This window comes from Allobosea sp. FW305-C-101, from assembly GCF_058783685.1.
On record NZ_JBYSYT010000003.1, the window covers coordinates 480,585 to 505,313 of the forward strand.

The window sequence follows — 24,729 nt, forward strand, 5'->3', positions numbered from 1 at the left end:
CAGATATGGCGCGGGTTTGCTGCGCTTCCAAGGCGATTGACGCCAACGCCCGCGCGCCGCAAACCAGTAAGACCATGCCGACGACCGCCACAGCCCAACTCAATCCCGATCTCATCGATACCGGCACGCCGCCGATCCCGGAGGCGCAGGGCTGGGCGCGCGCCTATGGCGGCGCCCGCGGCCCACTGATCGATCTCTCGCAGGCGGTTCCCGGCGCCCCGCCGCCGACGGCCCTGCTCGAGAAGCTCGCCGCGGCCGCAGCCGAGCCCGTTAGCACGCGCTATGGCGGCATCACCGGCGACGCGGCCTTGCGAGAGGCCTATGCCGCCGAGATCTCCCGCATCTACGGCACGGCCTTCGCGCCGGCCGAGGTCGCGATCACCTCGGGCTGCAACCAGGCCTATGTCGTGACGATGATGGCGCTGGCGCGGGCCGGCGACAACGTCCTGCTGCCGACGCCCTGGTATTTCAACCACGAGATGACGCTGACCATGCTCGGCGTCGAGGCCCGCCCGCTCCCTTGCGCGCCGGAGGCCGGCTTCGTGCCGGATGCCGCGACCGCCGAGGCGTTGATCGACGACCGCACCCGCGCCATCGTGCTCGTCACGCCCAACAACCCGACCGGCGCGGTCTATCCGCCGCAGACCATCGCCGCCTTCGCCGCGCTCTGTGCAAGGCGCGGCATCTGGCTCGTGCTGGACGAGACCTATCGTGATTTCCTGCCTGCTGATGCTGCGAGACCGCACGAAGTCTTCGCGACAACAAGCTGGCAGGATTCAGTGATCGGCCTTTACAGCTTCTCGAAGGCTTATGCGATTCCGGGCTGGCGCCTGGGCGCGATCACGGCCGGCGAGCCGGCGCTCGCCCAGATCGGCAAGGTGCTCGACTGCGTGCAGATCAGCCCGGTCCGGGCCGGGCAGGCGGCGGTGACCTGGGGCATCGATGGCATCCGTGACTGGCGCGAGCGCAACCGCGCCGAGATCAATGCGCGTGCCGATCTCTTCCGCAAGGCGATGGCACCGCTCAACGGCTGGCGCGTGCTCTCGGCCGGCGCCTATTTCGCTTATGTCGCCCATCCCTTCGAGGGGGTGCCAGCGGCTGAGGTGGCGCGCCGCCTCGTCGAGGATTGCGGCGTGCTCGCCTTGCCCGGCCCCTATTTCGGCCCCGGCCAGGAGAACCACCTGCGCATCGCCATCGCCAATGTCGCGGCCGACAGGATCGAAGGCTTGCGCGAGCGGCTGACGGGGTTTTCGTTCTGAGATCTCCAGCGCGTCATGCCCGGGCCTGACCCGGGCATCTCGTGAAGGAGAAGGCTCCTGAAGCCTCCATCGGCCTGAGATTCCCGGGTCGCAGCTTCGCTGCGCCCGAGAATGACGGGTAATCCTACCGGAACAGCTCCGCGTAGCGGTCGCGATAGGCCCAGACCAGCATCGAACCTAGCACCACCAGGATGACAGCCACCGGCAGGCCCTGCGGGTTGATCGTGGCGTGGAACAGCACGATCACCGCCATCACGGGCGCGATCAGCGCAAGCCCAAAGGCCGGCACGACATTCGAGATCAGGCTCAACGCGCCGGTCAGGTTGATCGCCTTGATGAAGGGCCAGATGAAGCCTGAATCCTGCAAGGCGGTCTCGAAGACGACGCCGCGCGGGCTGGTCGGCGGGTGGATCAGGTTCGCGCCCGTGGCGAGCCACCAGAAGCCGTCGGCGGCGCTGATCAGGAAGATCACCCCGAGCAGGACGCGCGGGATGGTGACGAGGAAGAAGGTCTTCATGGAGATCCGGACCGGTGGAAGAAGCGCTCCGGGATCGCTGGCAGCCAGCGCCGGAGCCATCCTTGGTCGCGGCTCGCAATGGTCCGGTTCAATCGGCACGACGAAAATTCCAGCGCCCCCGGCGCACCTGCCCACGCGCTTGTGAGATGCGCCGGCGCCCTCTCCCGTTCATGACGACAGCAGCAGCCACGCCAGCCTCATGCCTCGACCGATGAACAGCACCCAGACCCGCCGCTTCCTGCTTCAGCTTGCCGGAGCGGCTTCGCTCGCGAGCGCCGCCAGCCTCGCCGCTCGCGCCGAAGGCGGCCCCGTCGCCGCGCCGTCTGCCGGGCCGGGTTTCGCCAGCAAGACGCCGATCCGGATCGGCGCCGCTGCTCTGAAGGTCCGCGATATCGAGCGGATGACCGGCTATTATCGCGACGTCATCGGCCTTTCAGTGCTGGCGCGCGGCGCCGCCTCCGTCACGCTCGGCACCACTGAGGGCGCCCTGCTGACGCTGGAGCCGAAACCGGGCGCTGCCCTTGAGCCGCCTACTGCCGCGGGCCTCTTCCACATCGCCTTCCTGATGCCGAGCCGGCGGGACCTCGCACGCTGGCTGGTCCATGTCGCGCGCAACCAGACCCCGCTGACCGGCTTCGCCGACCACAGCGTCAGCGAAGCCGTCTATCTCAACGACCCTGAAGGCAACGGCATCGAGGTCTATGCCGATCGCCCGGCCGAGAACTGGCGCTGGGATAATGGGCGCGTGGTGATGGGCACGCACCGCCTCGATGTCGACGGCATCCTGTCGCTGACGAATACCGGCATCAGCGACTATGCCAAGGCGCCGGACGGGCTGCGCATCGGGCATGTCCATCTGCGCGTCGGCGATGTCGATGCCGGCGACAGGTTCTACAAGGACCTGCTGGGCTTGGCGCCGACCAGCCGGCGCGACACGGCGAGCTTCCTGTCCTCAGGCGGCTACCATCACCATCTCGCGCTCAACACCTGGAACAGCGCCGGCGCGGGGCGTCGCGACGAGGCCCGCACCGGGCTCGCCTGGTTCTCGCTGATGGCGCAGAAGCCGGAATTGATGGCCGCGCAGGCTGAGCGCCTCGCCGGCGCGAAGCTCACGGCGGCGCCGATCGCGGGCGGCTTCGAAAGCCTCGACCCCTGGGGCACGCGCGTCAGGTTGCTGCAGGGCTGAGATCGCCCTGCCCGGCCCTCACATCGTCGCGCCGATCTGCCAGGGCACGTATTCGGCATCGCCATAGCCGAGCTCTTCGGACTTCGAGCGCTCGCCCGAGGCGACCTTCAGCAGCTTGTCGAAGATCTCGCGGCCCTTCTGCTCCAGCGAAACGCCGTCGAGCACGTCGCCGCAATTGATATCCATGTCGTCGATCATCTTCTCGTAGATCGGCGTGTTGGTCGCGAGCTTCACCGAGGGCGTCGGCTTGCAGCCATAGGCCGAGCCGCGCCCGGTGGTGAAGGCGAGGATGTTCGAGCCGCCGGCCACCTGCCCGGTCGCCGCGACCGGATCGTAGCCGGGCGTGTCCATGTAGACGAAGCCCTTCTCCTTCACCGGCTCGGCATAATGATAGACCGCCGAGAGCGTCTTGGTGCCGCCCTTGGCCGCCGCGCCGAGCGACTTCTCCAGGATGGTGGTGAGCCCGCCCGCCTTGTTCCCCGGCGAGGGGTTGTTGTTCATGCTCATCCGGGCGCGCTCGGTGTAATCCTCCCACCACTTGATGATGCCGACGAGCTTCTCGCCGACCTCGCGCGTCGCGGCGCGACGCGTCAGCAGATGCTCGGCGCCGTAGATCTCGGGCGTCTCGGAGAGGATCGCCGTGCCGCCATGCTCGACGAGGATGTCGACGGCGGCACCCAGCGCCGGATTGGCGGTGATGCCGGAGTAACCGTCCGAGCCACCGCATTGCAGGGCCAGCATCAATTCGGAAGCCGGCACCGTCTCGCGCACGGCACGGTTGGCGATCGGCAGCATCACCTTCAGCGCATCAATGCCGGCGGCGACCGCCTTCTTGGTGCCGCCGGTCTCCTGGATCGTCAGCGTGCGGAAGACGTCGCTCTCGCTGATCCCATAGGCTTCCTTCATGCGGCTGATCTGGAAGCCCTCGCAGCCGAGCCCGACGACCAGCACCGCCGCCATGTTCGGATTGCAGGCATAGCCCCAGGTGGTGCGCTTCAGCACCTCGAAGCTCTCGCCATTGTAGTCGATGCCGCAGCCGGTGCCGTGGGTCAGCGCGATCACGCCGTCGACATTGGGGTAATCGGCGAGCAGCCCGGAGCGCTTCACCTCCTCGGCCATGAAGCGCGCGGCCGAGGCCGAGCAGTTCACCGAGGTCAGGATCCCCACATAGTTGCGCGTGCCGGCCTTGCCATTGGCGCGACGGAAGCCCTCGAACGTCGCCTGCTGTTCGACCGGGAGCACGAATTCGGGCTTGGCCTCCGCAGCGAAGGCATAGTCGCGGTCGAAGGCGTGGAAGCCGGTATTGTGCTCGTGCACCCAGTCGCCCGGCACGATATCGGCGGTCGCGAAACCGATGATCTGGCCGAACTTGCGGATCGGCTGATCCTTGGCGATCGGCACGATCGCCATCTTGTGCCCGCGCGGGATGCGCTTCAGCGCCTCGACGCCGGCCGCGGTCACACCGAGATCGACGGGATCGACGGCGACCACGACATTGTCGGCGGCGTTGAGCTTCAACGTACGGGGCGGCGCGGACTTGTCGAGCATGGCGGGAACCGAAATCTCCGGGCACCGCGACGGCGGCGCGCGCTCCTAGAGATGCGCCGATCCGGCGCTGTTTTCAATCGGTTCAAACGAGTAAACGGCCATGCGCCGGCTGAGCTAGTAGTCCAGGCGCGCGCTCAGGCCGGCGCGAACATCGCCCATCGTCAGCGAGCGCAGATAGGCATGCAGGGCGAGCGGCGCCCGGAAACCGAGCTTGCCGCCCTTGTCCCAGACGGTGACGATCACACCCTTCAATCCGGCATTCTCAGCCGACTGCCCGATATGGTCGATGATCTTCTGCTGAGCGCTCCGGCACAGATCGGAGAACGATGCCTCGACCGGCACGATCACCATGTCGGACTGGCGGTCGCGCGCGAAGGCGACATTGAATGCTTCCATGGCCCCTTCCCCTGTCATGGCGTCGCGCGTTTTCGCGCTTATCCGAGCCGCCATGTTCACGCATTGATAACCCAAGATGACGCGAGCCCCCTCATTCAAATGACGGAGGGTCATCTCTGCTTCCGGCCCCTTGCGGATATTCAGGAATCGACGGGATCATCCGCCAGCAGCCGGGGCATCGCGAGCCGCGACATCGGCGACGATCAGGGAAGCATAAAGCGATGCCACAGCCGTCGACGGGCACCTCCAATCAACCTGAGATCATTGCCATCGAGCCGGATGAACGCCTCGTGGTGCTGGCGCGCACCCTGGACGCCCGGTCGGCAGCAGCCGGAGAGACGCTGGAGCAGGCGGCGCATGAGTGGAGGCACTTTGGCGAGACCTGCCTTGGCCGCGCGCTCTACCGCCATCACGCGATCTTCAAAAGCCAGTCCGACGCCCCCGTCTGGAGCCATGCCGAGTTCATCTACTTTCGGGATATCGTTCCGGGCGAGGTCGTCGCGGAACTCGTCCACGTCCCGCAGCCGTCCGGCCTGCATCTGCTCCGCGCGGAACTCCTTCTTGCGACGCCCGCTTCCTTCATCTTTCCCCGTGGTTGGGCCGGATCGTCTCACCGGCCGCATCGCAAGCCGTCGATCGAGTATCTCGACGTCACCCCCGCCCATCTCCGCGACTATCGCGAGATCATGCGGCGCTATATCGGCCCAGCCGCCTCGAAACTCGTCGCGATGGGAAAGCTCGGGACATTCAGGACAATGGAGACGGCCGCTGTTCTGTTCGAAGCTCCGTCGCTGGGCACGACATGGAACCAGATCCATCTGAGCGAGGTGGAGGCCGAAGGGTTTCAGGGGTTCGGGCGGGAGCTCGACGCGGCGCTACACGAGATCGCTCTGGATGGCGGCTTTGCCGAGCTTTTCGCCGGGCTCGACGGAATGCGGACGATTCCGCGCTGGACGCTGAACGATGCCGTGCTGGAGGACGACGCTGCCCTCGGTGAATGGAGCACGGCCCGAGCAGCCGGTTGAACCGCGCGGCGACATAGCATTGGCGCCCGGCGCAACCTGCATTTCCAGTTCATTAAGAACGCCCGAAACGCGAGTTCACCCGACAGTAACCATCCAAGCCGATGTATCTCCTCAGACCTTCCCGAGAGATACCCGATGCTGACCCGCCGCTCGTTTACCTTTCCCGCCCTGTCCATCGCGGCAGCGGGCCTGGCCGGATGCGGCTCGCGAAGCATCGTCGCCCTGCCCGAGATCGGCTCGGCCCCGAAGGGTCTGACGACCCGCACGCTCGCCCGGCCCAACTATGCCGAGGTCTATACCGAATACCCCGGCGAGCGCTTCCCGATCATGGCGATCGACTATCAGCGCATCGATTCCCGTTACCTCCGGCAGACGGTCGCGTTCCCGCGCGACGAGAAGCCCGGCTCGATCGTGGTCGACCCCGCCGGCTACCATCTCTATTTCGTCGAGTCCCCGCGCGTCGCGACGCGCTACGGCGTCGGCGTCGGTCGCGAGGGCTTCGGCTGGTCCGGCCCGGCCCAGATCAACATGAAGCGCGACTGGGCCGACTGGGTCCCGCCCCCGGAGATGATCGCGCGTGACCCCGCGATCAAGGCCCAGCTTGAGCAGACGCCACGCGGGCTCGGCGTGCGCGGCGGCTCGAAAAGCCCGCTCGGCGCCCGCACGCTCTACCTCTTCGGCGAAGGTCGCGATCTCGGCTATCGCATTCACGGCACATTCGAGCCCTACACGGTCGGCACCAATGTCTCGTCGGGCTGCATCCGGATGATCAATCAGGACATCGCCCATCTGTACGCGCGCGTCGCGCCCGGCACGCCGGTGACCGTTCTGCCCGTGTGATCTCGCCAGATGAACGGCAGCCAACAGACCGGTTCAGGTTTCGTTGAGGTGCCGCGTGGTTTGATCGCCATCGAAAGGAGTTTGCCATGCGCAAGCTGTTGATTTTTGCCACGATTGCAATCGGGAGCGCGCTCGCCGCACCGGCCATGGCCTCGGAGGCCCTGCCGAAGGCCTTGGCCGAGCGCCTCGACAAGGCGCCGGCCGAGTATTCCTGGTCGGCCGCGGCCGAGCGTCGGCACATGATCATGGAAGAGACCATGCGCCAGCAGCGCTATGGCCGCGGTGGTGGCTACGGCCCGCCGCGGGGCTATGGTCCGCCGCGCGGCTATGGTTACGGCCCCGGCCCGGGCTGGGGTCCGCCGCCGCCGCGCTATTATCCGCCTCCGCCGCCTCCGGGCTGGTGGTGATCGCAAGAGCGATGGGTAACCGTCGCTCTTTTTTCGCCTGCGCCATCAGGCCTTTGGCACGGAGCAGGTCCCACGACGAAGGCTGGCGCTTGCCAGCCCGGCCCTCTGGCGGCAATCTCCGCCCGGCTATCGAGTTCAACGCGTGCATGCCGGAGCGAGGCCTCGCCGGGCAGCAGGACATGGGAAATCCTGGATCATGATCATTGACGGTAGGAATGCCGGTGCCGGCGAAATGGCTTCGCTCGGGCGCCGGTCGGGGCTTGTCGATCGCCGCTCGTTCCTGGTCGGCTCGGCCGCCGGGCTCGGCGCGCTGGGACTCGGCGGCTGCGCGGCAACCGACGGCATGAGCCTCGCCGAGGCACAACTGGTCTACGGGCCGGTGCCCGACAAGAAATTCGCGATTCCCGCCGCCGAGATCGCCAAGGTCGATCCGAAATACTGGCGCCGCACCGTCCGCTACGAGACCAAGGAAGCGCCGGGCACGATCATCGTCGATCCCGCCAACTACTACGTCTACCGCATCGAGGAAGGCGGCAATGCGACCCGCTACGGCGCCAATGTCGGCCGTGACGGCTTCCGCTGGAACGGCGATGCCTATGTCGGGCGCAAGTCGGAATGGGCGACCTGGACGCCTCCGCCGGAAATGATCAAGCGCCAGCCCGAAGCGGCGAAATATGCCCGCGGGATGCCCGGAGGGCTCGAGAACCCGCTCGGCGCCCGCACGCTGCACCTCTACCAGAATGGCCGCTATACGCTCTACACGATCTATGCGTCGAGCGACGCGGAATCGATCGGCTCCGGCATCACCAGCGGCTGCGTCGGCCTGCTCAGCCAGGACATGATCGATCTCTATGACCAGACGCCGGTCAAGACGAAGGTCGTCGTCCTGCCGGCCTGAGCTCTGGGCATCAGCCGGATCGACGGGGCGGCGCCTGAGCGCCGCCCTTCTTCATAGAAGGATGGCGCATGTCGGTTGCTTTGAGGCTGCGTAGCGTTGCCGGCATCTATGGCGTTGCACGGCTCGGCCCGACTTCTCCCATTCCGAACTGGTTCGACGGCCCCGGCTTTTCCGCGCTGATGCGCGCGGAGGACGAACTGACGCTCGTCTGCCTGCAGGAGCGCATACCTGAGACCGTCGAAGTCGAGAGGAACTGGCGCTGCTTCCGCAGCCTCGGCCCGATCCCCTTCAATGCGACCGGAATCGTGCAGGCGCTGATCGAGCCTCTGTCCAGCCAGGGCATCGGCGTTTTCGTGGTCTGCACCTTCGACGGCGAGCATATCCTCGTCGCTGAGGCCGATTGGGAAAAATCGAGGCGCCTGCTCGAACGGGCAGGCCATGTCTTCGAATCCTAGAAGCCGCTGCTCCTGCGAAAGTAATAGGCGATCCCTTTGGTCATGACGGATCTCGTCATTCGCGCAGCCGAGCAGGCCGACCTGCCCGCGCTTCAGGATCTCTATCGCCACCTCATCCCGGAGGATGAGCGCTGTCCTGACGGCAAGGCAGCGGACATTCTGGAAAAGCTGCGGAGCTTCGAGGGCAGCGCCGTCCTGCTCGGCTTCCTCGGCAACGACCTCGTCGCGAGCTGTACCGTGATCGTCATCCCGAACCTGACACGCGGCGGGACGCCCTATGCGCTGATCGAGAACGTCGTCACGGACACTCGCCATCGCAACCGAGGGCTCGGAAAGGCGATCCTGAAGGCCGCGATCGACCGTGCCTGGGAAGCCGGTTGCTACAAGGCGATGCTGATGACGGGCTCGAAGAAGTCGTCCACGCTTGCGTTCTACGAGGCTGCCGGCTTCGAGCAATCCAAGACCGGGTTTCAGGCGAGGCGACTTCCCGTCCGCGCGGAATAGCGGCGACCCGCGTTATCCTGCGCCACCGCCCCTTAGCGCAGCACCATCCGCAGCTTGGCCAGCGCCGATGAATCGGCTTCGTGATAGTCGATCATCGTGCGGAACGCGCCCTCGCCGGTCATCAGATAGACATTGGCGGTATGGTCCATGGTGTAGCCACCATCGGCGGGAACCTTCTTCGCATAGGCCTTGAACGCTCCGAGCACCGCATCGACCTGCTCCTGCGAGCCGGTGAGACCGGTCACGCCCGGATCGAAGGATTGCAGATAGAGCGCGAGCTGCGCCGGCGTATCACGCTCCGGGTCGACCGTGATCAGCAGGATCTTCAGCCGTGCCGCATCCGCACCCAGCTGCCGGGTCAGGCCGCCCAGCCGCAGCAGCGTGGTCGGGCAGACCTCAGGGCAATGGGTGAAACCGAAGAAGACGGCGAGCGGGCTGCCACGGAAATCGGCATCGGTCACCGCCTTGCCGGTATGGTCGACCAGAGAGAATGGGCCGCCGATCGCGGCCTGCTGTTCAGTCCGTGATCGATCCGACATCCACCAGCCCATCAGGATCGAGGTCGAGACGAAACCGACGATCAAGACGAGCGCCCAGGCTCCATAGCGCACGAGCTTCAGCATGGCCGGCCGACCCAGCGATTCACCCGGCGTTGATAGGCGAGATAGGGCGCGCCGAGATCGCGGCGCAGCACGCCCTCCTCGATCCGGACCTGCAAGGCGATGGCGAACAGGACGGCGAATGCGAGCGCCAGCTCGACCAGACCCGGCCGAACAAGGAACAGGCCGGCGAAAAGCAGCGCCTGGCCGACGAAGGCGGGGTTCCGCGAGAATGCGAAAGGACCGCTATCGACGATCGCCCCGCTCTCGCCCTCGGCAGAGCCGATACGCCACGACCGCCCCATATGGAGCTGGGCCCAGAGCGCCAATCCCGCTCCGGCGACCATGAGCATCAGGCCGGGCACGCCGGAAAGCATGCCGAACGGTGCCTCGCCACCCAGCCAGGCGCGAACAGGCGGCCAGAGCACGCTTCCGGCAAAGCCGAGCTTGAACAGAAGCGCCGGCAAGCGCTGCGATCGGCTGCCGCGCGTGAAGATCCAGACAGGCTCGCCGCTGTCCCGCGCCTGCTTCAGCGACAGAAACAGGAAGGCTCCGACATAGCCGAGCGTGACCAGATAGGCGGCAATCTCTGTCTCGGACAAAACACGGTCTCCGGCTCACGGCGGCGGCGGGACCTCTCGTCTACAAGCTGAAGTCACTAGAGCTTCAAGCCCTAATCGGAAGCAGAGCTCAATGCCGCCCGATGCCGCAGGCTCGCGGGGCCACCCAACGAAAAACCCCGGCCTCGCGGCCGGGGTTCGCAAACGCAACTGAACTCACAGGGCTTCGGCGGCCTGTCGGCCGCCGGCCGCATCACGCCTTCGGGGCGGTCGGGACAGCCTTGGCAACGATGCCTTCGAACGGCTTGTAGGCGTCCTTGGCGAGAGCGGTGTAGAGCTCGCCCATCTTGGTGAGCTGGGCAACGGCGCCCTCGAACGAGGTCTTGATGAAGTCGGCCTGGATCTCCAGGGCCTTGTCGAAAGTCTTCACGCCAGCGAGCTTCTCGAGCGTGGCGGTGCCGGCCTCGAAGGACTTCTTGGCATAGTCGGTGGTCTCGACGGCGATCGCCTGGACGCTCTTCGAGGTGGTGCCGAAAGCCTTCAGAGCGGCGTCGACGTTGTCCTTGGAAGCCTTCTGGATGGTCTCGAACTGCTGGATCATGGGTCGTCTCCTGGCACTCTGCGGTGCCGCCTTAGGTGATGGGCCGGATCGGCCCGATACGTCGCCCCAAGGTCGTGTGACCGTGATCACCACCGGGGACTGCCCGCATATTGTGCATTGCAACATGAATGTCAAGAGAACGCTGCAATGCACCAAACGCAGATCGTTCCATTGGCAACCGTTCAAGTTTTAACGGCTCCGTAACCGCAACCGCCTAACCTCTCCAACTGTGTCCCCTGCGCCACGATGAGCCAGGCGCGGGATCGGCCCATGGTTGTGTGTTCGAGGCGGGTTCATGTTGTCTGGTTGCGTTGGGTTGCGGCGGCCGCGTCTGCGGGCTGTCGCCGGTCTGATCGGTGTCGTTGCCGTAGCGGCCACGATCGCTTCCTCCCCCGCCGAGGCGCGCAAGCGCCGTCATGCCGGCGGTGGCGGCTACACCCCTCCCTATGCCGCGATGGTGGTCGACGCGAAGACCGGCCGCACCTTGCATGCGGTCAACGAGGATGCTGCGCGCATCCCGGCCTCGCTGACCAAGGTCATGACGCTCTACATGCTGTTCGAGCAGATGGAGCGCGGCCGCTTCACCATGGATTCCGAGCTCAAGGTCTCGTCCTACGCGGCCTCGCAGCCGCCGACCAAGCTCGGCCTGCGCGCCGGCTCGACCATCGCGGTCGAAGACGTGATCAAGAGCATGATCACGCTCTCGGCCAATGATTCCTCGGTCGTCGTTGCCGAGAACATCGCCGGTTCCGAGGAGGCCTTCGCCGAACAGATGACGCGCAAGGCGCGCTCTCTCGGGATGGGCTCGACCCGCTTCTACAATCCGCACGGCCTGCCGCATTCCCCGCCGAACCTGACGACGGCGCGCGACCTCACCATTCTCGCCCGCGCCATCCAGGAACGCTTCCCGAAATACTACCCGCTGTTCTCGATGCGCGCCTTCCAGTACGGCAGCCGCACGATCCGCGGGCATAACCGCCTGCTCGGCAAGGTCGAGGGCGTCGACGGCATCAAGACCGGCTACACCCGCGCCTCCGGCTTCAATCTGATGACCTCGGCCAAGTCGGAAGGCCGCCATGTCGTCTCGATCGTGCTCGGCGGCCGTTCCGGCGCGTCGCGCGACAAGATCATGACCGATCTCGTGCTGGCGAGCCTGCCGCGCGCCTCGACCAGCGGCCGCTCCTCGGTGATGGTCGCCGAGGCTCCGGAGCCGGAAGAGCGGCCGCGCTCGATCCAGCAGGCGGCAGTTGCCGAGCCCGCGCCGATCCCGGTGCCGCGTCCGCGCCAGCAGCCGCAGGTCGAGGAGCAGCCCGCTCTCCCGGCCGCCGCCCGCGCCTACGCCCCGATGCCGACCACCACGCCGATCGCGCCGCCGCGCCCGATCTCTGTCGCCGGCAGCCAGCCGCTGCAGGTCTCCGGCATGCGCCCGGTCGCCGCCACCACGACGCCCTCGGCCATGCGCTGGTCGATCGGCGCCCAGCCGGCCGATGCCAAGGTCCTGCGCCCGCCGGCGAATGTCGACGTCACCTCCTCGATCGCCAGGGCGCCCGAGCCCGTCGCCGAGCCGGTGAAGGTTGCCGAGGCCAAGATCGACGTTCCCGCCGCCCCTATCGCTCGCAAGGTCGAGGCCGCCCCGGCCAAGGTCCAGGCGCCGGAGCCCGCTCCCGCGATGTCGCATCAGGCCGCGATCGTCGCCTCCGGCAAATGGGTGATCCAGCTCGGCGCCACCGATGACGAAGGCAAAGCCAAGGAAATCCTGGCCCGCGCCAAGGCCAAGGCCTCCGGCTCGCTCGCCAGCGCCTCGGGCTTCACCGAGAAGGTCGCCAAGGGCGGCTCCACCCTCTTCCGCGCCCGCTTCGCCGGCTTCGACGACTCGAAGGACGCGCAGAACGCCTGCAACCAGCTGAAGCGCGGCGGCTTCTCCTGCTTCGCCACCCGCAGCTGACCGAGGATCCGGGAAAGGAGTTCACGACATGTCGCAGACCCACTCCCCGACCCCTTCGCTAGCGCTGCTTCAGAAGGACGTCCTTGGCCTGGTTGACGCGAGCGGCAAGGCCGCTGGTGCCCCCGGCATCCGGGTGGATGCGCTTCATCAGGGCCCGATGGGCTTCGCGGACCGCCTCCTCGCCCGCCCCCGGCTGAAGCCCCAGGATATCGTAGGCCTCCTGCTGCGTCATCGCGCCCGCGCCCGGCGCGCCGCGCTGCCCCGCGTCGCCATCACGCTGAGCGTCTTCACGCCAGCCGGGCGTCCGGCGGTCGAGATATGCCTCTAGCAGCCGGGCTCCGTCCGGATCGCGCGCGAGGCAATCGCGCATCAGCGCGGCAAGCTCAGCCATATCCAGGCTGTCGAGCGCCCGCCCCGCATAGGGGCCGGCGGTGACGCTGCCGGTCATGCCCCCGCTATCGTGGTCGAGTTCCATCTCCAGCAGGGCCGATTTGACCTTCGAGGTCGCACCCGGCGTCGGGCCAGAGCGATCGGCCCAGGGAAAACGAATGCCGCCCGGTCCGGTCGCGCTCCAGCCGAGCAGCCAGGCGCCGACGCCGCCGAGGAAGATCGCCATATCCATCCGGCCGCGCACCATCAGCAACCCGGCAACGCCGAGCGCGGCAACGCCGCCACCTGTCTTCGCCAATCGCGCCAGCACCTTGGGATTGGCCCCGGCGAAGAGCTTTGCCAGCCACCAGACAATGATCAGGACGGCAACGCCGTAAAGCAGGCTCACCGGCGGCCTCCATCCATCGCGGCGATCAGCCCCTTCACCGCGGGCGTCGAACCCGCCAGCCGCAGCATCGCCTCGCGCCCGCCGGCCGCATAGGCGGCCGCCCCGCGCAGGAGATCGAGCAGGGAAGCCGGCGCATTCACGTCGAACCGGGCATGGGCGCCGCCGGTCAGCCGCGCGATCGTCGCGAAGGCGCCGCTCGCCGCCGGGTCATGCCCCTCCTGGAAGACGAAGCCGCGGATGCCGCGCAGGCCGAGCTCGCCGGCAAGCGCCGCGAGCGCGTCGACATCCTCCTCCATCGCATCGCCGACATAGACGAAAGCCCTGACTGGAACGGATTTCGCCTCATCGCGCACATGACGCAGCACACGCGCGATCTGGGTCTGGCCGCCCTCGCAGGCGATGCGGCGCATCAGACCGGTCAGACGCGCCGGCTCGCCGACCCAGCCCGAGGCGCGGCACTCGCCGATTCCCCGGAAATAAACGAGCTGTACGGCGAGCCCCCCGCTTTGCGAGGTGACATCGAACATCCGGGCCTGCAGCGAACAGGCGAGGTCCCAGGTCGGCTGGCGGCTCATCGTGGCGTCGAGCGCGAAGACGAGCCGCCCCGCCTGCCCGCTCGCCAAGGGCGCGAGCTGCTTCGCCGCACCGAGAAAACGGTCGATCTCGCCCGGCTGCGAATGCGTTGCCGGTGCGGTCGTCCCCGCCTTGCCGACGGCCCGGTCCTTCCTCTCGCTCATCGACCCCTTCGTTCCGCCTGAATCATCCTTCGCCCTGATATTGGCCATGGCGGCGGCATTTGCTACCCGTGCGGCGAACGGAGGGCGCGCAAGTGGCTGGGATTACGGTTTTCGAGACGGTCGCCGCGATGCGCGAAGCCGTCGCCGGCTGGTATGCCGCCGGCGAGAAGGTTGCGCTGGTCCCCACCATGGGCGCGCTGCACGAGGGCCATATCGCTCTCGTCAGCGAAGGCCAGCGCCATGCGAAGCGCGTTATCGTCACGATCTTCGTCAACCCGACGCAGTTCGCGCCGCATGAGGATTTCAAGAAATACCCGCGCACCTTCGACGACGATTGCGCCAAGCTCGTCGCAGCCGGCGCCGACGCCGTGTTCTTCCCCTCGGTCGAGGAGATGTACCCGGCCGGCTTCGCCACCCGCGTGCTGCTGCTTGGCCCGGCCGCCGTCGGACTGGAGGACCGCTTCCGCCCCACGCATTTCGAGGGCGTCGCGACGATCTGCTGCAAGCTCTTCACGCAGTCGCGCGCCGATTACGCGATCTTCGGCGAGAAGGACTACCAGCAGCTCAAGGTCGTGACCCGCATGGCCGCCGATCTCGATCTCGGCATCCGGATCATCCCGCTGGGGACAATCCGCGAGGCGGACGGCCTCGCCATGTCCTCGCGCAACCGCTACCTCTCGGACGAGCATCGGGCGCTCGCGCCCCTGCTCCAGCGCGTGATGCAGGACCTCGCCGCACGTATCCGCAATCGCGATGACCTGTTCAAGGCGGTCGCAGACGCGCAGACTGCAATCATCACCGCCGGTTTCGAACTCGACTATCTGGAAGCGCGCCATGCCGAGACGCTGGCGCCGGTCGCCTCGCTGGCGGACGGCCCGATCCGCCTGATTCTCGCCGCGCGCATCGGCAGCACGCGGTTGCTCGACAATATTCCGGTGTGAACCGCGTCATTCTCGGGCGAAGCGTAGCGCAGACCCGAGAATCTCAGGACGAGAAGGTACTGGTTTCCGAGATGCTCGGGTCAAGCCCGAGCATGACGTCTCCTACAGCAGCCCCAACCCCGCCAGCTCGCGCCGCAGCTCCTCCGGCATCTCGCCGATCTCGCCGCCATGCTCGGCGAGGTCGCGCGGGGCGTCCTTGACCTGCAGGTAGCGCCAGCCCTGGAAGGGCCGGAACGGCCGCGGCTCGACCGGCACCACGACCGGCTCCATCACCAGATGGCAGCGGCCGATGCCCTCGCCATCGGTGAAGGGGCGGATATCGGTGAGGCGCTGACGCGCCGAGATCTGGCCCTTGATCACCCAGTAAAGCGAGCCGCCGTCGAGGATTTCCTCGATCTTCTTCGGCACCATGCGGGTGGTGTGCAATTGCTCGGCCGGCTCGCCGCGGGCGCGACGTTGTGCCTGGCGCTCGGCGATCCAGTCCTCGAGATCGCTGATCGATTCGGCGCCGACGCAGAGCTTGAGCAGGTGAAGGGGCATGGCCGCAAAATAGGCCTGTGCAAGCCGCCAAGCCAGTCTCCGCCGCGCTTCTCCACAGGCCGGCTGTCAGCCGCGGTGCGCCAGCACGTTGACCAGCCGGCCGAATGGATCGCGCAGGAAGAAGCGCCTGACGCCCCAGGGCTCGTGGACCGGGCCGTATTCGATCGGAAGTCCGGCGGCCTCGACCTTGCGCAACACGGCGTCGAGATCGTCAACCTCGATCGAGAGATCGGGAACGGGGGCGCCCGAGCCGCCCTCGCTGGCAAAGCTGAGCTGCGGGCCGGCCGAATCTCCATCCGCCGCGCAGGTCTGTATCCAGCCGTGATCCATGACGGGGTGCATATCGAAAATGTCGCCGTAGAAAGGTTTGGCCAGCCCCGACTCGGCGGTTAGCATGTTCGCCACGATACGCTTCACCGTCATACTCATTTCCCCGACAGGCTACGGACGTTCCATCATGCGCGGACTTGCAGGCAAGGTCATTCTCGTCACCGGGTCCTCGACCGGAATCGGCTTTGCGATGGCCGAGCGCCTCGTGGCCGAGGGGGCGAAAGTGCTGATCCATGGCCGCGATGCAGCCGAAGTCGACGCAGCCGTCGCGAAACTCGGCGCTGCGACATCAGGCGCGACCGGCGATCTCGCCGATCCCGCGACCGCCCAAGTCATCGTCGATGCCACTGTCGCCGCCTTCGGTCGCATCGACGGGCTCGTCAACAATGCCGGCATCTACCCGCGCGGCATCCTGACGGAGACCACCGCCGCCTTCTTCGACCATATGTTCGCGATCAATACCCGCGCCCCGCTGCTCTGCGCCGAGGCGGCGATCCGCGCCTTCCGGGCGCAGAAATCGCCCGGCGCCATCGTCACCGTGGGCTCGATCAACGCCTATTGCGGGCTCTCGAACCTCACCGTCTATTCGATGTCCAAGGGCGCGCTGATGACGATGACGCGCAACCTCGCCAATACGCTCGGCCCCGAGCGCATCCGCGCCAACCAGCTCAATGTCGGCTGGACCTGGACCGCCAACGAGGACGCGACGCAGCAGCGCGAGGGTCGCAAGCCGGGCTGGCAGAACCATCTGCCGCTGCGCGACGCCCCCACCGGCCGGATCATGCAGCCGGAGGAGATCGCCGCCCACACCGCCTTCTGGCTCTCGGAGGACAGCGCCCCGGTCTCCGGCCAGATCTATGAGGCCGAGCAGTTCCCCGTCATCGGCCGCGGATGAGCCGGATTTCCGGGACGGTCTTCGAACCCTGGCTCGCCCGCTGGGGCCTCGTCGCGGATGGCGAGCCGATCAGGACCCATGCGAGCCATCTGCTGCCGGTCCTGCAAGGCGGCGCACCGGCCATGCTGAAGCTGCCCGAGGTCGAGGACGAGCGGCGCGGCTACCTGCCGCTGGAATACTGGAACGGCGACGGTGCCGCCCGCCTGCTTGCCCGCAGCGAGAATGGCGAGGCGATGCTGATCGAACGCGCCACCGGCAAGCGCTCGCTGGCCGCCATGGCGCGCAGCGGCGCCGAGGGCGACGACGAAGCCACCATCATCCTCTGCGATGCCATCGCAGCCCTGCAGAAGCTGCGCGGCCCAGCTCCCGCCGGGCTGATCCCGCTCGATATCTGGTTCAAGGACCTCTTTCCGGCAGCAGCGAAGCATGGCGGTCTGCTCGCCCGAGCCGCAGAAGAGGCCGGCGTACTCCTGCCGGCGCAGCAGGAGATCATGCCGCTCCATGCCGACCTGCATCACGACAACGTCCTCGATTTCGAAGAGCGCGGCTGGCTCGCCATCGATCCGAAATCGGTGATCGGCGACCGCGCCTTCGAATACACGATCCTGTTCTGCGACCCCGATCTCGCCGATCCCGAGCCGCCGGTCGCCGTCGCGCCCGGCGGCTTCGAGCGGCGGCTGGAGATCGTGCTGGCGAAATCGGGGCTGGAGCGGGAACGACTGCTACGCTGGATCATCGCGTGGTGCGGATTGTCGGCGAGCTGGTTTCTGGAGGACGAAGACCCGCTGGCGGAGATCAACCTGACGATCTTGGAAAGAGCGGCCGCGGCGCTTGACGCGTAGTGCGCCCGCTTTCCCAACCTGTCATCCCGGGGAGAGCGAAGCGTAGACCCGGGATCCATGCCGGAGCCTTGCCGGCTCGCGTTCCGGAATGGATCCCGGATCGGCGCGGCTTCGCCGCCTGTCCGGAATGACAAGAGTGGGTGGCGGCGCGCCAGAATCAAAATCTGAGCAATCGCCCGCAAGCGATTCCGCCGACTCGCCTATTCTCCCAGCACGACCACCTTCGCGCCCTCGGCCACCTGCGCCCCCGGCTCGCCCGCGACCTCGCTGACGATGCCGTCGCGCGGGGCGGTCAGGACATGCTCCATCTTCATCGCCTCGACGATGGCGAGGCGCTGGCCCTTGGTCACCGCCTCCCCCGGCGCGACGAAGAGCGCAACGAGCTTGCCATGCATCGGCGCCTTGACCACGCCGCCCGAGCCCGCCGCCGCATCGAGATCGACGCTGAACGGATCGAACAGCGAGACCGCCGTCTGCCGGCCACGATGCAGCGCGAACCAGATGCCGCCCTCGCCTTCGGCCAGCGCGATCTCGTGCTCGCCCTCGCCGATCTCGTGGCCCGGCAGGCTGACGCGCGCATCGTCGCCATGCCATTCGATCCGGGCGTCGATACGCTCGCCATCGACCGTCAGCGGCAGCCCCAACGGCTGGCGCGGCATCAGCGAGAAGGCGTCCGGGTCAAGCCAGGGCGAGCGCGCCTCGCCCTCGACCCGGCCGGCTGCCGCAATCATGCCCGCCGCCTGCCGCTCCTCCTCGAGCTGCAAGGCCGCGGCCGCGACGGCCGCCGCATCGAGCGGCTGCGGCTCGGCGCCGAGCGCGCTGATATTGCGGTCGATGAAGCCGGTGTCGAACGGCCCCTTCCGGAAGCCCTCCGCCTCGGTCAATTTCTTCAGGAAGGCGAGATTGGTGCGCGGGCCGGCGACCACCGTCTCGCCCAGCGCCGCGCCCAACCGGTCGAGCGCCACATCCCTCGTAGGACCGTGGGCGATCACCTTGGCGATCATCGGATCGTAGAACGGCGTCACCGTATCGCCGGCCTCGACGCCGGTATCGATGCGGATGCCTTCGCCTTCGGGGAATTGCAGCGCCCAGAGCTTGCCGGTCGAAGGCAGGAAGCCCTTTTCGGGGTCCTCGGCATAAAGGCGCGCCTCGACCGCATGGCCAGTAGCCGTCACCTCAGCCTGCGCGAAGCCGAGCGGCTCGCCAGCCGCGACCTTCAACTGCAACTCGACGAGATCGAGCCCGGTGATCGCCTCGGTCACGGGGTGCTCGACCTGCAGCCGTGTGTTCATCTCCATGAAATAGAAGCGGTCCGCCCGCAGGCCGTCGCGTCCATCGGCGATGAATTCGACCGTACCGGCCCCGACATAGCCGACAGCCTTTGCGGCCTCGGTCGCCGCCTTGCCCATCGCGGCGCGGACCTCCGCGCTCATGCCCGGCGCCGGCGCCTCCTCGATCACCTTCTGGTGGCGGCGCTGCAAGGAGCAGTCGCGCTCGTAGAGATGCACGACATTGCCGTGGCTGTCGCCAAAGACCTGGATTTCGACATGGCGCGGCGAGAGCACGTATTTCTCGACCAGCACGCGCGCATCGCCGAACGCGTTTTTGCCCTCGCGCTGGGCGCTGGTCAGCGCGTCCGCGAAGTCCTCAGGCTTGTCGACCTTCTTCATCCCCTTGCCGCCGCCACCGGCGACCGCCTTGATCAGCACGGGGTAGCCGATGCGCTCGGCCTCCTTCGCCAGGAACCCGACATCCTGCTCGGCGCCGTGATAGCCCGGCACCACCGGCACGCTGGCCTTCTCGACCAGCGCCTTGGCGGCGTCCTTCAGGCCCATCGCCCGGATAGCCGAAGCCGGCGGACCGACAAAGACGATGCCGGCCGCGGCGCAGGCATCGGCGAATTCGGCGTTCTCGGAGAGGAAGCCATAGCCCGGATGAATGCAGGCGGCGCCCGCCTCCTTGGCGACAGCGAGGATCTTGGCTGCGTCGAGATAGCTCTCGCGGGCCGGGGCCGGGCCGATATGATAGGCCTCGTCCGCCATCTGCACGAACAGCGCCTCGGCATCGGCATCCGAATAGACGGCGATGGTGCGCAGGCCCAGCCGCCGGGCGGTGCGGATCACGCGGCAGGCGATCTCGCCGCGATTGGCGATCAGGATGGAGGGCAGCTTGGCGGCGATCGTCATGGCGGCGGCATCCTCAGGAGACGTGCCGTCTTTATAGCCCGCCGGTGGCGTCTGTCTGCGCCTTGTTGCGCAAACCGGTTTGGGACGCTTCCGATGTCACGCTCCGCCGCAGCGAGCGCCAGATCGCCCAGGTCGCCTGGAAGCAGATGCCGGCGACGACGAGGTCGAACAGATATTCCGGCCAGCGCACCGGCGCGACGCGGGCGGCGAGCCCGACCAGCGCGAAACCCGTCGTCGAGATCGTGTCGTTGCGGCTCGACAGCCAGGTCGCCTTGATGACCGGGTTCTGCTCGCGCCGGAAGCGCCAGAGCGCACCGACGACGAGGAAGGCGATGACGATGGCGCTCGCCGCCGCGAAGCCGAGCGTCCAGACCTCGATCGGCCGCGGCCGGACGATCTTGTCCCAGAGATCGTAGAGCGTATGCAATCCAGCGACCGCCATGACGGCGCCGATCGCGACGGCAGCCAGCCGCTCGATCCGCGCATCGCGGCCGAACACGACCGCGGCGATGCCGTAGAGCGCGACATCGTAGACCCAGTCGACGCCGTCCTTGAAGAGCTGGGCATTGCCGATGGCAAGCGCCCAGACGACGGTCGCCACCGCCTGGACCAGGATGCCGAGCGCGATGCCCCAGATAGTGAGCGTATAGGCGCGGGCGACGGCGGGCTCTGTTGTGACGCCCACCGCGCCATCAGGAGCATTCTCGATCGCCGCCATACGGCCCCCTGCCATTCTCGGGCACAGCGAAGCGGAGACCCGAGAATCTCATCATCCATCTGGACGAGATGCCCGGGTCAAGCCCGGGCATGACGGACCTGTCCGATCAGCCCCGCCCGACGAGCGGCGCCTTGGTCGCCATCACCGTGACGAACAGCACGTTCGCCTCAGGCGGCAGGCCGGCCATATGCAGCACGGTCGTCGCGACATGCTCGACATCCATCACGGCCTCGACCTTGATCGAGCCATCCGCCTGCGGCACGCCGGTGGTCATCTTGCGCGCCATCTCGGTCAACGCATTGCCGATATCGACCTGGCCGACGGCGATGTCGTATTTGCGCCCGTCGAGCGCGGCCGTCTTGGTCAGGCCAGAGATCGCATGCTTCGTCGCGGTATAGGCAACCGAATTCGGCCGCGGCGCATGGGCCGAGATCGAGCCGTTATTGATGATGCGCCCGCCCTGCGGCTGCTGGTCCTTCATCGCCTTGAAGGCGGCCTGGGTGCAGAGGAACGGTCCGGTCAGATTGGTGTCGACGACCTTCTGCCAATCCTCCAGCGAGAGGTCCTCCAGCAGCACGCCGCCCGGCGCGTTGACACCGGCATTGTTGAAGAGCACGTCAACCCGACCGAAGGCTTCCTTCGTCCTGGCGAACAGGTTCTCGACCGAGGCCTTGTCGGTGACATCGGTCGGCACCGCGAGCGCCCGGCCCTTGTCGACGCCGGAGAGCTGGATCGTCTCTTCCAGCGCATCGGCCCGGCGGCCGGCCAGCACGGTGCGATAGCCGTCCTTCAGGAAGGCGATGGCGACCGAGCGCCCCACGCCCGAACCGGCGCCGGTGATGATCGCGACCTTGTTATGTCCCGCCATGCGTTTCCTCGTATTTCCCTGGGCCTAAATCGTTTGAGATGGCGCCCGACCATAACGGGCGAAACCGCCCGGGGGAACCATGAGGCGGCCGGTATTCCATGCGCTTGCCGCCCGCCATCCGTGACGTATCGTTGTAGTCGGGAGGACGACGCGATGACCAGCCTGAACCGCCGCCATCTGCTTGCGGCCGGAGCCGCCGCGTTGGCCAGCCCGGCATTGGCCCAGCAGCAGGGCCACGAGCACCACGGCCCGCAATACGAGCGCTTGAACCAGCCGGGCCGGATCGGGAAGCCCGAGCTCGCCGCAACGCAGAACGTCTTCGATTCGCCGGCCCCGAAAGCCGCGACGCCGGGCCGCTGGAGCACCAAGGCTCCCTTGCCGCTGCCGCGCTCGGAAATGGCCTGGGCGACAGCCTTCGAGGACAGGATGCATGTCGTCGGCGGCTATGGCGAGCAGCGCACGGACCGGGCCTATCACCATGTCTATGACGGCAAGGCCGACAAGTGGAACGACGGCGCGCCCCTGCCTCAGGGCGCCAACCATGTCGGCGTCGCCTTCCTCGACGGCAAGCTTTTCGCCATCGGCGGCTTCCTCGAGCAGAACCGCAAGCCGCATCCGCGCTGCTTCACCTATGATCCAAAGGTCGATCGCTGGGCCGAGATCGCGCCCCTGCCCCGTGCCGCCGGCTCCACCGCCGTGGTCGGCCTCGGCGGCGTCCTGCACGTCATCGGCGGCGCGATCGGCGAGACGACCGAGACCAAGCGCTCGATCGACTGGCATCTGGCGTACGATCCCAAGGCCGACCGCTGGAGCGAGCGCACGCCGATGCCGACCGCCCGCGACCACACCGGCACGCTGGCGATCGGCAACCTGATCCATGTCATCGGCGGGCGCGTCGACTCCTTCCACACCAACTCGAACCTGCACCATTCCTACGATCCGGCGGCGGATAAATGGACGATGCGCACGCCGATGCCGACGGGCCGCTCCGGCCATGGCGCCGTGCTCTATCGCGGCAAGGTCTTCGTCATGGGCGGCGAAGGCACCAACCGCGTCTTCGGCCAGATGGAAGCCTATGACCCCAAAAGCGACGGCTGGGAGCAATATGCGCCGATGCTGACGCCCCGCCATGGGCTGGGTGCCGCGCTGGTCGGCGACGCGGTCCATGTCGCCGGCGGCGGCCCGGTCATGGGCGGCGGCGTGCAAAGCGCCGTGCACGAGGTGTTTTCGCTGGGTTGAGTTCGCTCGCTCAGTCTTTCTCAGGCACCTTCAGGATGACGGCCTGATCCGGCCCGATCGCGCGCCCATCCTCGGTGCGAATATCGAGGCGCACCGACAGACCGGTCTCGCGCTCGACCAGACGCGAGCGCTCCTCCTCCGGTGCAAAGAGATGGCGCTCTCCGAATTGCCGCAGCGCGACCATCACGGGGAAGAGGTCCTTCCCCACCGCCGTCAGGCGATATTGCATGCGCGCGGCGCCGTCGCCGACAGGCACGGACTCCAGAATGCCATTCTCAACCAGAGCCTTGAGCCTGTCCGTCAGGATGTTCTTGGCGATGCCGAGGCTCTTCTGGAACTCGCCGAAGCGGGTCATCCCGTCGAAAGCGTCGCGGACGATCAACAGCGACCACCAGTCGCCGATCACATCGAGGGAGCGCGCGCTCGGGCAGTAATCGCCCTTGAGGCTCGTACGGGCGACCATCAGCGCGGACTCCGCCGGCTTCTCATTCGCATCGCCATTTTCGGTTGCATGATAAAACCAATACCATTACAGCTCGTGTCGGTTTCATTATAAAACCACCCCCCCCGGAGTCTGCAATGAAATTGGTCCAGGACGCGGCGCCTTCGGTGCCCGCGAACGAACGCGCACGCGCCCAGAGCGGGGATGCATCCGCCCCGCAGCCCACCTTGAACAACCGGACGATCCTGCTCTTCGCTGTCGCCAGCGGGCTCGCGGTGGCGAATGCTTATTTCGCCCATCCCCTGCTCGATGTGATGGCCGATGATCTTGGCCTGTCGCGCACCGTTGCGGGGTTGATCGTCGGCGCGACCCAGCTGGGCTACGGGCTCGGCCTGCTTCTCCTCGTCCCGTTGGGCGACCTGCTCGACCGCCGCAAGCTCATCGTCGGGCAATCCGTGCTTTCGGTGCTGGCGCTCGCCAGCGTCGGCTTCTCGCAATCGGCCGCGATGCTCCTCGGCGCGATGGCTGCGGTCGGGCTTCTGGCAGTCGTGACACAAGCGCTCGTCGCCTACGCGGCGAGCCTCGCGCGGCCCTCCGAGCGGGGCCATGTCGTCGGCATCGTCACGAGCGGCATCGTGATCGGCATCCTGCTGGCACGAACCGTCGCCGGCGCCCTGACCGATCTCTCCGGCTGGCGAACCGTCTACTTCGTCTCGGCCGTGCTCACGCTGGTGATCGTGCTCCTGCTCTGGAAGGCATTGCCAAGGCAGGAGCGCAGCGCCACCGGCCTCTCCTACGGCCGCCTGATCGCCTCGCTGGTCACGCTGATCGTCGAGGAGCCGGTGCTGCTTATCCGCGGCATCATCGCCATGCTGATCTTCGCGAACATCACGACGCTGCTCACGCCGTTCGTCCTGCCGCTGAGCGCACCGCCCTTCTCCTTCTCCCATACGCAGATCGGCCTGTTCGGGCTGGCGGGCGTGGCCGGCGCGCTGGGGGCCACCCGTGCCGGGCGCTGGACCGACCGGGGCCACGGCCAGCGCACGACCGGCATCGCGCTCGGATTGATGCTGCTGTCCTGGCTGCTGATCGCCCAGCTGGATCATTCGATCCTCTCGCTCGTCGCTGGCGTGCTGATCATCGATTTCGGGCTCCAGGCGGTCCATGTCACCAACCAGGCGATGATCTACCGGGTCAGGCCGGAAGCCCAGAACCGCCTGACAGCGGCCTATATGGTCTTCTATTCGATCGGCAGCGCAGCGGGTTCATCCCTGTCGACCGTCGTCTACGCCCATGCCGGCTGGACAGGCGTCTGCGCACTCGGCGCTGCGATCAGCCTGACCACGCTGCTGTTCTGGGCCGCCACGCGCAAGGCCATGCCGGCCGGAGCCACGATGCCGCTCCGGCCCTGAAATGAGCCGTCGACAGGGTGGGAGCGGATGATGTCCTGATGCCGGCGACCTGCAACGGAGA

The 24,729-nt window shown here is 67.2% G+C and carries 28 protein-coding genes; 14 read left to right on the top strand and 14 right to left on the bottom strand.

The window, feature by feature from the left end:
• Nucleotides 1-74: 74 nt before the first annotated feature.
• On the top strand, nucleotides 75-1,259 hold the full coding sequence (locus AC3WMA_RS17000) for an aminotransferase (protein ID WP_492286546.1): 1,185 nt from the start codon (nucleotides 75-77) through the stop codon (nucleotides 1,257-1,259).
• A 124-nt stretch (nucleotides 1,260-1,383) separates the two neighbouring features.
• Here the strand turns inward: AC3WMA_RS17000 and AC3WMA_RS17005 are convergent, their stop codons facing one another.
• Nucleotides 1,384-1,776, bottom strand: a complete 393-nt coding sequence (locus tag AC3WMA_RS17005; protein ID WP_492286547.1) for a hypothetical protein — start codon at nucleotides 1,774-1,776, stop codon at nucleotides 1,384-1,386.
• A gap of 211 nt (nucleotides 1,777-1,987) precedes the next feature.
• On the opposite strand from AC3WMA_RS17005, the gene AC3WMA_RS17010 reads away from it, so the two are divergent.
• Entirely contained in the window at nucleotides 1,988-2,962 is a 975-nt protein-coding gene (locus AC3WMA_RS17010) for a VOC family protein (protein ID WP_492286548.1), read from the top strand.
• Nucleotides 2,963-2,980: 18 nt separating this feature from the next.
• Here AC3WMA_RS17010 and AC3WMA_RS17015 read toward each other — a convergent pair whose 3' ends face one another.
• On the bottom strand, nucleotides 2,981-4,510 hold the full coding sequence (locus tag AC3WMA_RS17015) for a UxaA family hydrolase (protein WP_492286549.1): 1,530 nt from the start codon (nucleotides 4,508-4,510) through the stop codon (nucleotides 2,981-2,983).
• A 114-nt stretch (nucleotides 4,511-4,624) separates the two neighbouring features.
• On the bottom strand, nucleotides 4,625-5,020 hold the full coding sequence (locus tag AC3WMA_RS17020) for a hypothetical protein (protein ID WP_492286550.1): 396 nt from the start codon (nucleotides 5,018-5,020) through the stop codon (nucleotides 4,625-4,627).
• A gap of 176 nt (nucleotides 5,021-5,196) precedes the next feature.
• Here AC3WMA_RS17020 and AC3WMA_RS17025 point away from each other — a divergent pair, with 176 nt between their 5' ends.
• From AC3WMA_RS17025 to AC3WMA_RS17050, 6 genes are all read left to right on the top strand, one after another.
• On the top strand, nucleotides 5,197-5,931 hold the full coding sequence (locus AC3WMA_RS17025) for a hypothetical protein (RefSeq protein WP_492286551.1): 735 nt from the start codon (nucleotides 5,197-5,199) through the stop codon (nucleotides 5,929-5,931).
• A gap of 135 nt (nucleotides 5,932-6,066) precedes the next feature.
• A complete protein-coding gene (locus AC3WMA_RS17030; protein ID WP_492286552.1) occupies nucleotides 6,067-6,771 on the top strand; it encodes a L,D-transpeptidase in 705 nt (234 codons plus the stop codon).
• A gap of 86 nt (nucleotides 6,772-6,857) precedes the next feature.
• A complete protein-coding gene (locus tag AC3WMA_RS17035; RefSeq protein ID WP_492286553.1) occupies nucleotides 6,858-7,178 on the top strand; it encodes a hypothetical protein in 321 nt (106 codons plus the stop codon).
• A gap of 196 nt (nucleotides 7,179-7,374) precedes the next feature.
• Nucleotides 7,375-8,076: a L,D-transpeptidase gene (locus AC3WMA_RS17040; RefSeq protein ID WP_492286554.1), complete on the top strand. Its 702-nt coding sequence runs from the start codon at nucleotides 7,375-7,377 to the stop codon at nucleotides 8,074-8,076.
• A gap of 68 nt (nucleotides 8,077-8,144) precedes the next feature.
• A complete protein-coding gene (locus AC3WMA_RS17045; RefSeq protein WP_492286555.1) occupies nucleotides 8,145-8,531 on the top strand; it encodes an ACT domain-containing protein in 387 nt (128 codons plus the stop codon).
• 42 nt (nucleotides 8,532-8,573) lie between these two features.
• A complete protein-coding gene (locus AC3WMA_RS17050; protein ID WP_492286556.1) occupies nucleotides 8,574-9,035 on the top strand; it encodes a GNAT family N-acetyltransferase in 462 nt (153 codons plus the stop codon).
• A gap of 32 nt (nucleotides 9,036-9,067) precedes the next feature.
• Here the strand turns inward: AC3WMA_RS17050 and AC3WMA_RS17055 are convergent, their stop codons facing one another.
• From AC3WMA_RS17055 to AC3WMA_RS17065, 3 genes are all read right to left on the bottom strand, one after another.
• The gene (locus AC3WMA_RS17055) at nucleotides 9,068-9,658 is read right to left on the bottom strand and encodes an SCO family protein (protein ID WP_492286557.1); all 591 of its coding nucleotides are present in this window, start codon (nucleotides 9,656-9,658) and stop codon (nucleotides 9,068-9,070) included.
• The gene (locus tag AC3WMA_RS17060; RefSeq protein WP_492286558.1) at nucleotides 9,652-10,236 is read right to left on the bottom strand and encodes a methyltransferase family protein; all 585 of its coding nucleotides are present in this window, start codon (nucleotides 10,234-10,236) and stop codon (nucleotides 9,652-9,654) included. Before AC3WMA_RS17060 ends, AC3WMA_RS17055 begins: the two co-directional genes overlap by 7 nt.
• A gap of 211 nt (nucleotides 10,237-10,447) precedes the next feature.
• Nucleotides 10,448-10,795 carry a phasin family protein gene (locus tag AC3WMA_RS17065; protein ID WP_492286559.1) on the bottom strand — a complete coding sequence of 116 codons (348 nt, stop codon included), beginning with the start codon at nucleotides 10,793-10,795 and terminating at the stop codon, nucleotides 10,448-10,450.
• 295 nt (nucleotides 10,796-11,090) lie between these two features.
• Between AC3WMA_RS17065 and AC3WMA_RS17070 the strand changes: the two genes are divergently transcribed.
• On the top strand, nucleotides 11,091-12,740 hold the full coding sequence (locus AC3WMA_RS17070; RefSeq protein WP_492286560.1) for an SPOR domain-containing protein: 1,650 nt from the start codon (nucleotides 11,091-11,093) through the stop codon (nucleotides 12,738-12,740).
• A gap of 58 nt (nucleotides 12,741-12,798) precedes the next feature.
• Here the strand turns inward: AC3WMA_RS17070 and AC3WMA_RS17075 are convergent, their stop codons facing one another.
• Both AC3WMA_RS17075 and AC3WMA_RS17080 read right to left on the bottom strand, forming a co-directional pair.
• A complete protein-coding gene (locus AC3WMA_RS17075) occupies nucleotides 12,799-13,518 on the bottom strand; it encodes a DnaJ domain-containing protein (protein WP_492286561.1) in 720 nt (239 codons plus the stop codon).
• Nucleotides 13,515-14,255 (bottom strand): VWA domain-containing protein, encoded by a 741-nt coding sequence (locus AC3WMA_RS17080; protein ID WP_492286562.1) that lies wholly within the window; start codon nucleotides 14,253-14,255, stop codon nucleotides 13,515-13,517. The genes AC3WMA_RS17075 and AC3WMA_RS17080 overlap by 4 nt, the downstream gene beginning before the upstream one ends.
• A 92-nt stretch (nucleotides 14,256-14,347) precedes the next feature.
• On the opposite strand from AC3WMA_RS17080, the gene panC reads away from it, so the two are divergent.
• Complete coding sequence (gene panC / locus AC3WMA_RS17085; protein ID WP_492286563.1) at nucleotides 14,348-15,196, top strand: pantoate--beta-alanine ligase; 849 nt, start codon at nucleotides 14,348-14,350, stop codon at nucleotides 15,194-15,196.
• A gap of 102 nt (nucleotides 15,197-15,298) precedes the next feature.
• Here panC and AC3WMA_RS17090 read toward each other — a convergent pair whose 3' ends face one another.
• Nucleotides 15,299-15,736: a DUF1489 family protein gene (locus AC3WMA_RS17090; RefSeq protein WP_492286564.1), complete on the bottom strand. Its 438-nt coding sequence runs from the start codon at nucleotides 15,734-15,736 to the stop codon at nucleotides 15,299-15,301.
• 66 nt (nucleotides 15,737-15,802) lie between these two features.
• On the bottom strand, nucleotides 15,803-16,159 hold the full coding sequence (locus tag AC3WMA_RS17095) for a VOC family protein (RefSeq protein WP_492286565.1): 357 nt from the start codon (nucleotides 16,157-16,159) through the stop codon (nucleotides 15,803-15,805).
• A 34-nt stretch (nucleotides 16,160-16,193) separates the two neighbouring features.
• Between AC3WMA_RS17095 and AC3WMA_RS17100 the strand changes: the two genes are divergently transcribed.
• On the top strand, nucleotides 16,194-16,961 hold the full coding sequence (locus AC3WMA_RS17100; RefSeq protein WP_492286566.1) for an SDR family oxidoreductase: 768 nt from the start codon (nucleotides 16,194-16,196) through the stop codon (nucleotides 16,959-16,961).
• On the top strand, nucleotides 16,958-17,803 hold the full coding sequence (locus AC3WMA_RS17105) for an aminoglycoside phosphotransferase family protein (protein ID WP_492286567.1): 846 nt from the start codon (nucleotides 16,958-16,960) through the stop codon (nucleotides 17,801-17,803). Before AC3WMA_RS17100 ends, AC3WMA_RS17105 begins: the two co-directional genes overlap by 4 nt.
• A 200-nt stretch (nucleotides 17,804-18,003) precedes the next feature.
• Here AC3WMA_RS17105 and AC3WMA_RS17110 read toward each other — a convergent pair whose 3' ends face one another.
• The 3 genes from AC3WMA_RS17110 to AC3WMA_RS17120 all read right to left on the bottom strand — a co-directional run bounded on the left by AC3WMA_RS17110 (nucleotide 18,004) and on the right by AC3WMA_RS17120 (nucleotide 21,575).
• On the bottom strand, nucleotides 18,004-19,989 hold the full coding sequence (locus tag AC3WMA_RS17110) for an acetyl/propionyl/methylcrotonyl-CoA carboxylase subunit alpha (RefSeq protein ID WP_492286568.1): 1,986 nt from the start codon (nucleotides 19,987-19,989) through the stop codon (nucleotides 18,004-18,006).
• Between the two features lie 31 nt (nucleotides 19,990-20,020).
• On the bottom strand, nucleotides 20,021-20,707 hold the full coding sequence (locus AC3WMA_RS17115) for a cation efflux transmembrane domain-containing protein (protein WP_492286569.1): 687 nt from the start codon (nucleotides 20,705-20,707) through the stop codon (nucleotides 20,021-20,023).
• A gap of 106 nt (nucleotides 20,708-20,813) precedes the next feature.
• Nucleotides 20,814-21,575 (bottom strand): SDR family oxidoreductase, encoded by a 762-nt coding sequence (locus AC3WMA_RS17120; protein ID WP_492286570.1) that lies wholly within the window; start codon nucleotides 21,573-21,575, stop codon nucleotides 20,814-20,816.
• Nucleotides 21,576-21,728: 153 nt separating this feature from the next.
• Between AC3WMA_RS17120 and AC3WMA_RS17125 the strand changes: the two genes are divergently transcribed.
• On the top strand, nucleotides 21,729-22,814 hold the full coding sequence (locus tag AC3WMA_RS17125) for a Kelch repeat-containing protein (protein ID WP_492286571.1): 1,086 nt from the start codon (nucleotides 21,729-21,731) through the stop codon (nucleotides 22,812-22,814).
• Between the two features lie 10 nt (nucleotides 22,815-22,824).
• Here the strand turns inward: AC3WMA_RS17125 and AC3WMA_RS17130 are convergent, their stop codons facing one another.
• Nucleotides 22,825-23,277, bottom strand: a complete 453-nt coding sequence (locus AC3WMA_RS17130; protein ID WP_492286572.1) for a winged helix-turn-helix transcriptional regulator — start codon at nucleotides 23,275-23,277, stop codon at nucleotides 22,825-22,827.
• A gap of 116 nt (nucleotides 23,278-23,393) precedes the next feature.
• On the opposite strand from AC3WMA_RS17130, the gene AC3WMA_RS17135 reads away from it, so the two are divergent.
• Nucleotides 23,394-24,668 carry an MFS transporter gene (locus AC3WMA_RS17135; protein WP_492286573.1) on the top strand — a complete coding sequence of 425 codons (1,275 nt, stop codon included), beginning with the start codon at nucleotides 23,394-23,396 and terminating at the stop codon, nucleotides 24,666-24,668.
• Nucleotides 24,669-24,729 lie beyond the last annotated feature (61 nt).

What these genes read in the sequence shown, in the direction of transcription:
- AC3WMA_RS17000 (WP_492286546.1), top strand. Translation starts at nt 75, where the DNA reads ATGCCGACGACCGCCACAGCCCAACTCAATCCCGATCTCATCGATACC.
- AC3WMA_RS17005 (WP_492286547.1), bottom strand. Translation starts at nt 1,776, where the DNA reads ATGAAGACCTTCTTCCTCGTCACCATCCCGCGCGTCCTGCTCGGGGTG.
- AC3WMA_RS17010 (WP_492286548.1), top strand. Translation starts at nt 1,988, where the DNA reads ATGAACAGCACCCAGACCCGCCGCTTCCTGCTTCAGCTTGCCGGAGCG.
- AC3WMA_RS17015 (WP_492286549.1), bottom strand. Translation starts at nt 4,510, where the DNA reads ATGCTCGACAAGTCCGCGCCGCCCCGTACGTTGAAGCTCAACGCCGCC.
- AC3WMA_RS17020 (WP_492286550.1), bottom strand. Translation starts at nt 5,020, where the DNA reads ATGACCCTCCGTCATTTGAATGAGGGGGCTCGCGTCATCTTGGGTTAT.
- AC3WMA_RS17030 (WP_492286552.1), top strand. Translation starts at nt 6,067, where the DNA reads ATGCTGACCCGCCGCTCGTTTACCTTTCCCGCCCTGTCCATCGCGGCA.
- AC3WMA_RS17035 (WP_492286553.1), top strand. Translation starts at nt 6,858, where the DNA reads ATGCGCAAGCTGTTGATTTTTGCCACGATTGCAATCGGGAGCGCGCTC.
- AC3WMA_RS17040 (WP_492286554.1), top strand. Translation starts at nt 7,375, where the DNA reads ATGATCATTGACGGTAGGAATGCCGGTGCCGGCGAAATGGCTTCGCTC.
- AC3WMA_RS17045 (WP_492286555.1), top strand. Translation starts at nt 8,145, where the DNA reads ATGTCGGTTGCTTTGAGGCTGCGTAGCGTTGCCGGCATCTATGGCGTT.
- AC3WMA_RS17050 (WP_492286556.1), top strand. Translation starts at nt 8,574, where the DNA reads ATGACGGATCTCGTCATTCGCGCAGCCGAGCAGGCCGACCTGCCCGCG.
- AC3WMA_RS17055 (WP_492286557.1), bottom strand. Translation starts at nt 9,658, where the DNA reads ATGCTGAAGCTCGTGCGCTATGGAGCCTGGGCGCTCGTCTTGATCGTC.
- AC3WMA_RS17065 (WP_492286559.1), bottom strand. Translation starts at nt 10,795, where the DNA reads ATGATCCAGCAGTTCGAGACCATCCAGAAGGCTTCCAAGGACAACGTC.
- AC3WMA_RS17070 (WP_492286560.1), top strand. Translation starts at nt 11,091, where the DNA reads ATGTTGTCTGGTTGCGTTGGGTTGCGGCGGCCGCGTCTGCGGGCTGTC.
- AC3WMA_RS17080 (WP_492286562.1), bottom strand. Translation starts at nt 14,255, where the DNA reads ATGAGCGAGAGGAAGGACCGGGCCGTCGGCAAGGCGGGGACGACCGCA.
- AC3WMA_RS17090 (WP_492286564.1), bottom strand. Translation starts at nt 15,736, where the DNA reads ATGCCCCTTCACCTGCTCAAGCTCTGCGTCGGCGCCGAATCGATCAGC.
- AC3WMA_RS17095 (WP_492286565.1), bottom strand. Translation starts at nt 16,159, where the DNA reads ATGACGGTGAAGCGTATCGTGGCGAACATGCTAACCGCCGAGTCGGGG.
- AC3WMA_RS17100 (WP_492286566.1), top strand. Translation starts at nt 16,194, where the DNA reads ATGCGCGGACTTGCAGGCAAGGTCATTCTCGTCACCGGGTCCTCGACC.
- AC3WMA_RS17105 (WP_492286567.1), top strand. Translation starts at nt 16,958, where the DNA reads ATGAGCCGGATTTCCGGGACGGTCTTCGAACCCTGGCTCGCCCGCTGG.
- AC3WMA_RS17110 (WP_492286568.1), bottom strand. Translation starts at nt 19,989, where the DNA reads ATGACGATCGCCGCCAAGCTGCCCTCCATCCTGATCGCCAATCGCGGC.
- AC3WMA_RS17115 (WP_492286569.1), bottom strand. Translation starts at nt 20,707, where the DNA reads ATGGCGGCGATCGAGAATGCTCCTGATGGCGCGGTGGGCGTCACAACA.
- AC3WMA_RS17120 (WP_492286570.1), bottom strand. Translation starts at nt 21,575, where the DNA reads ATGGCGGGACATAACAAGGTCGCGATCATCACCGGCGCCGGTTCGGGC.
- AC3WMA_RS17125 (WP_492286571.1), top strand. Translation starts at nt 21,729, where the DNA reads ATGACCAGCCTGAACCGCCGCCATCTGCTTGCGGCCGGAGCCGCCGCG.
- AC3WMA_RS17130 (WP_492286572.1), bottom strand. Translation starts at nt 23,277, where the DNA reads ATGGTCGCCCGTACGAGCCTCAAGGGCGATTACTGCCCGAGCGCGCGC.
- AC3WMA_RS17135 (WP_492286573.1), top strand. Translation starts at nt 23,394, where the DNA reads ATGAAATTGGTCCAGGACGCGGCGCCTTCGGTGCCCGCGAACGAACGC.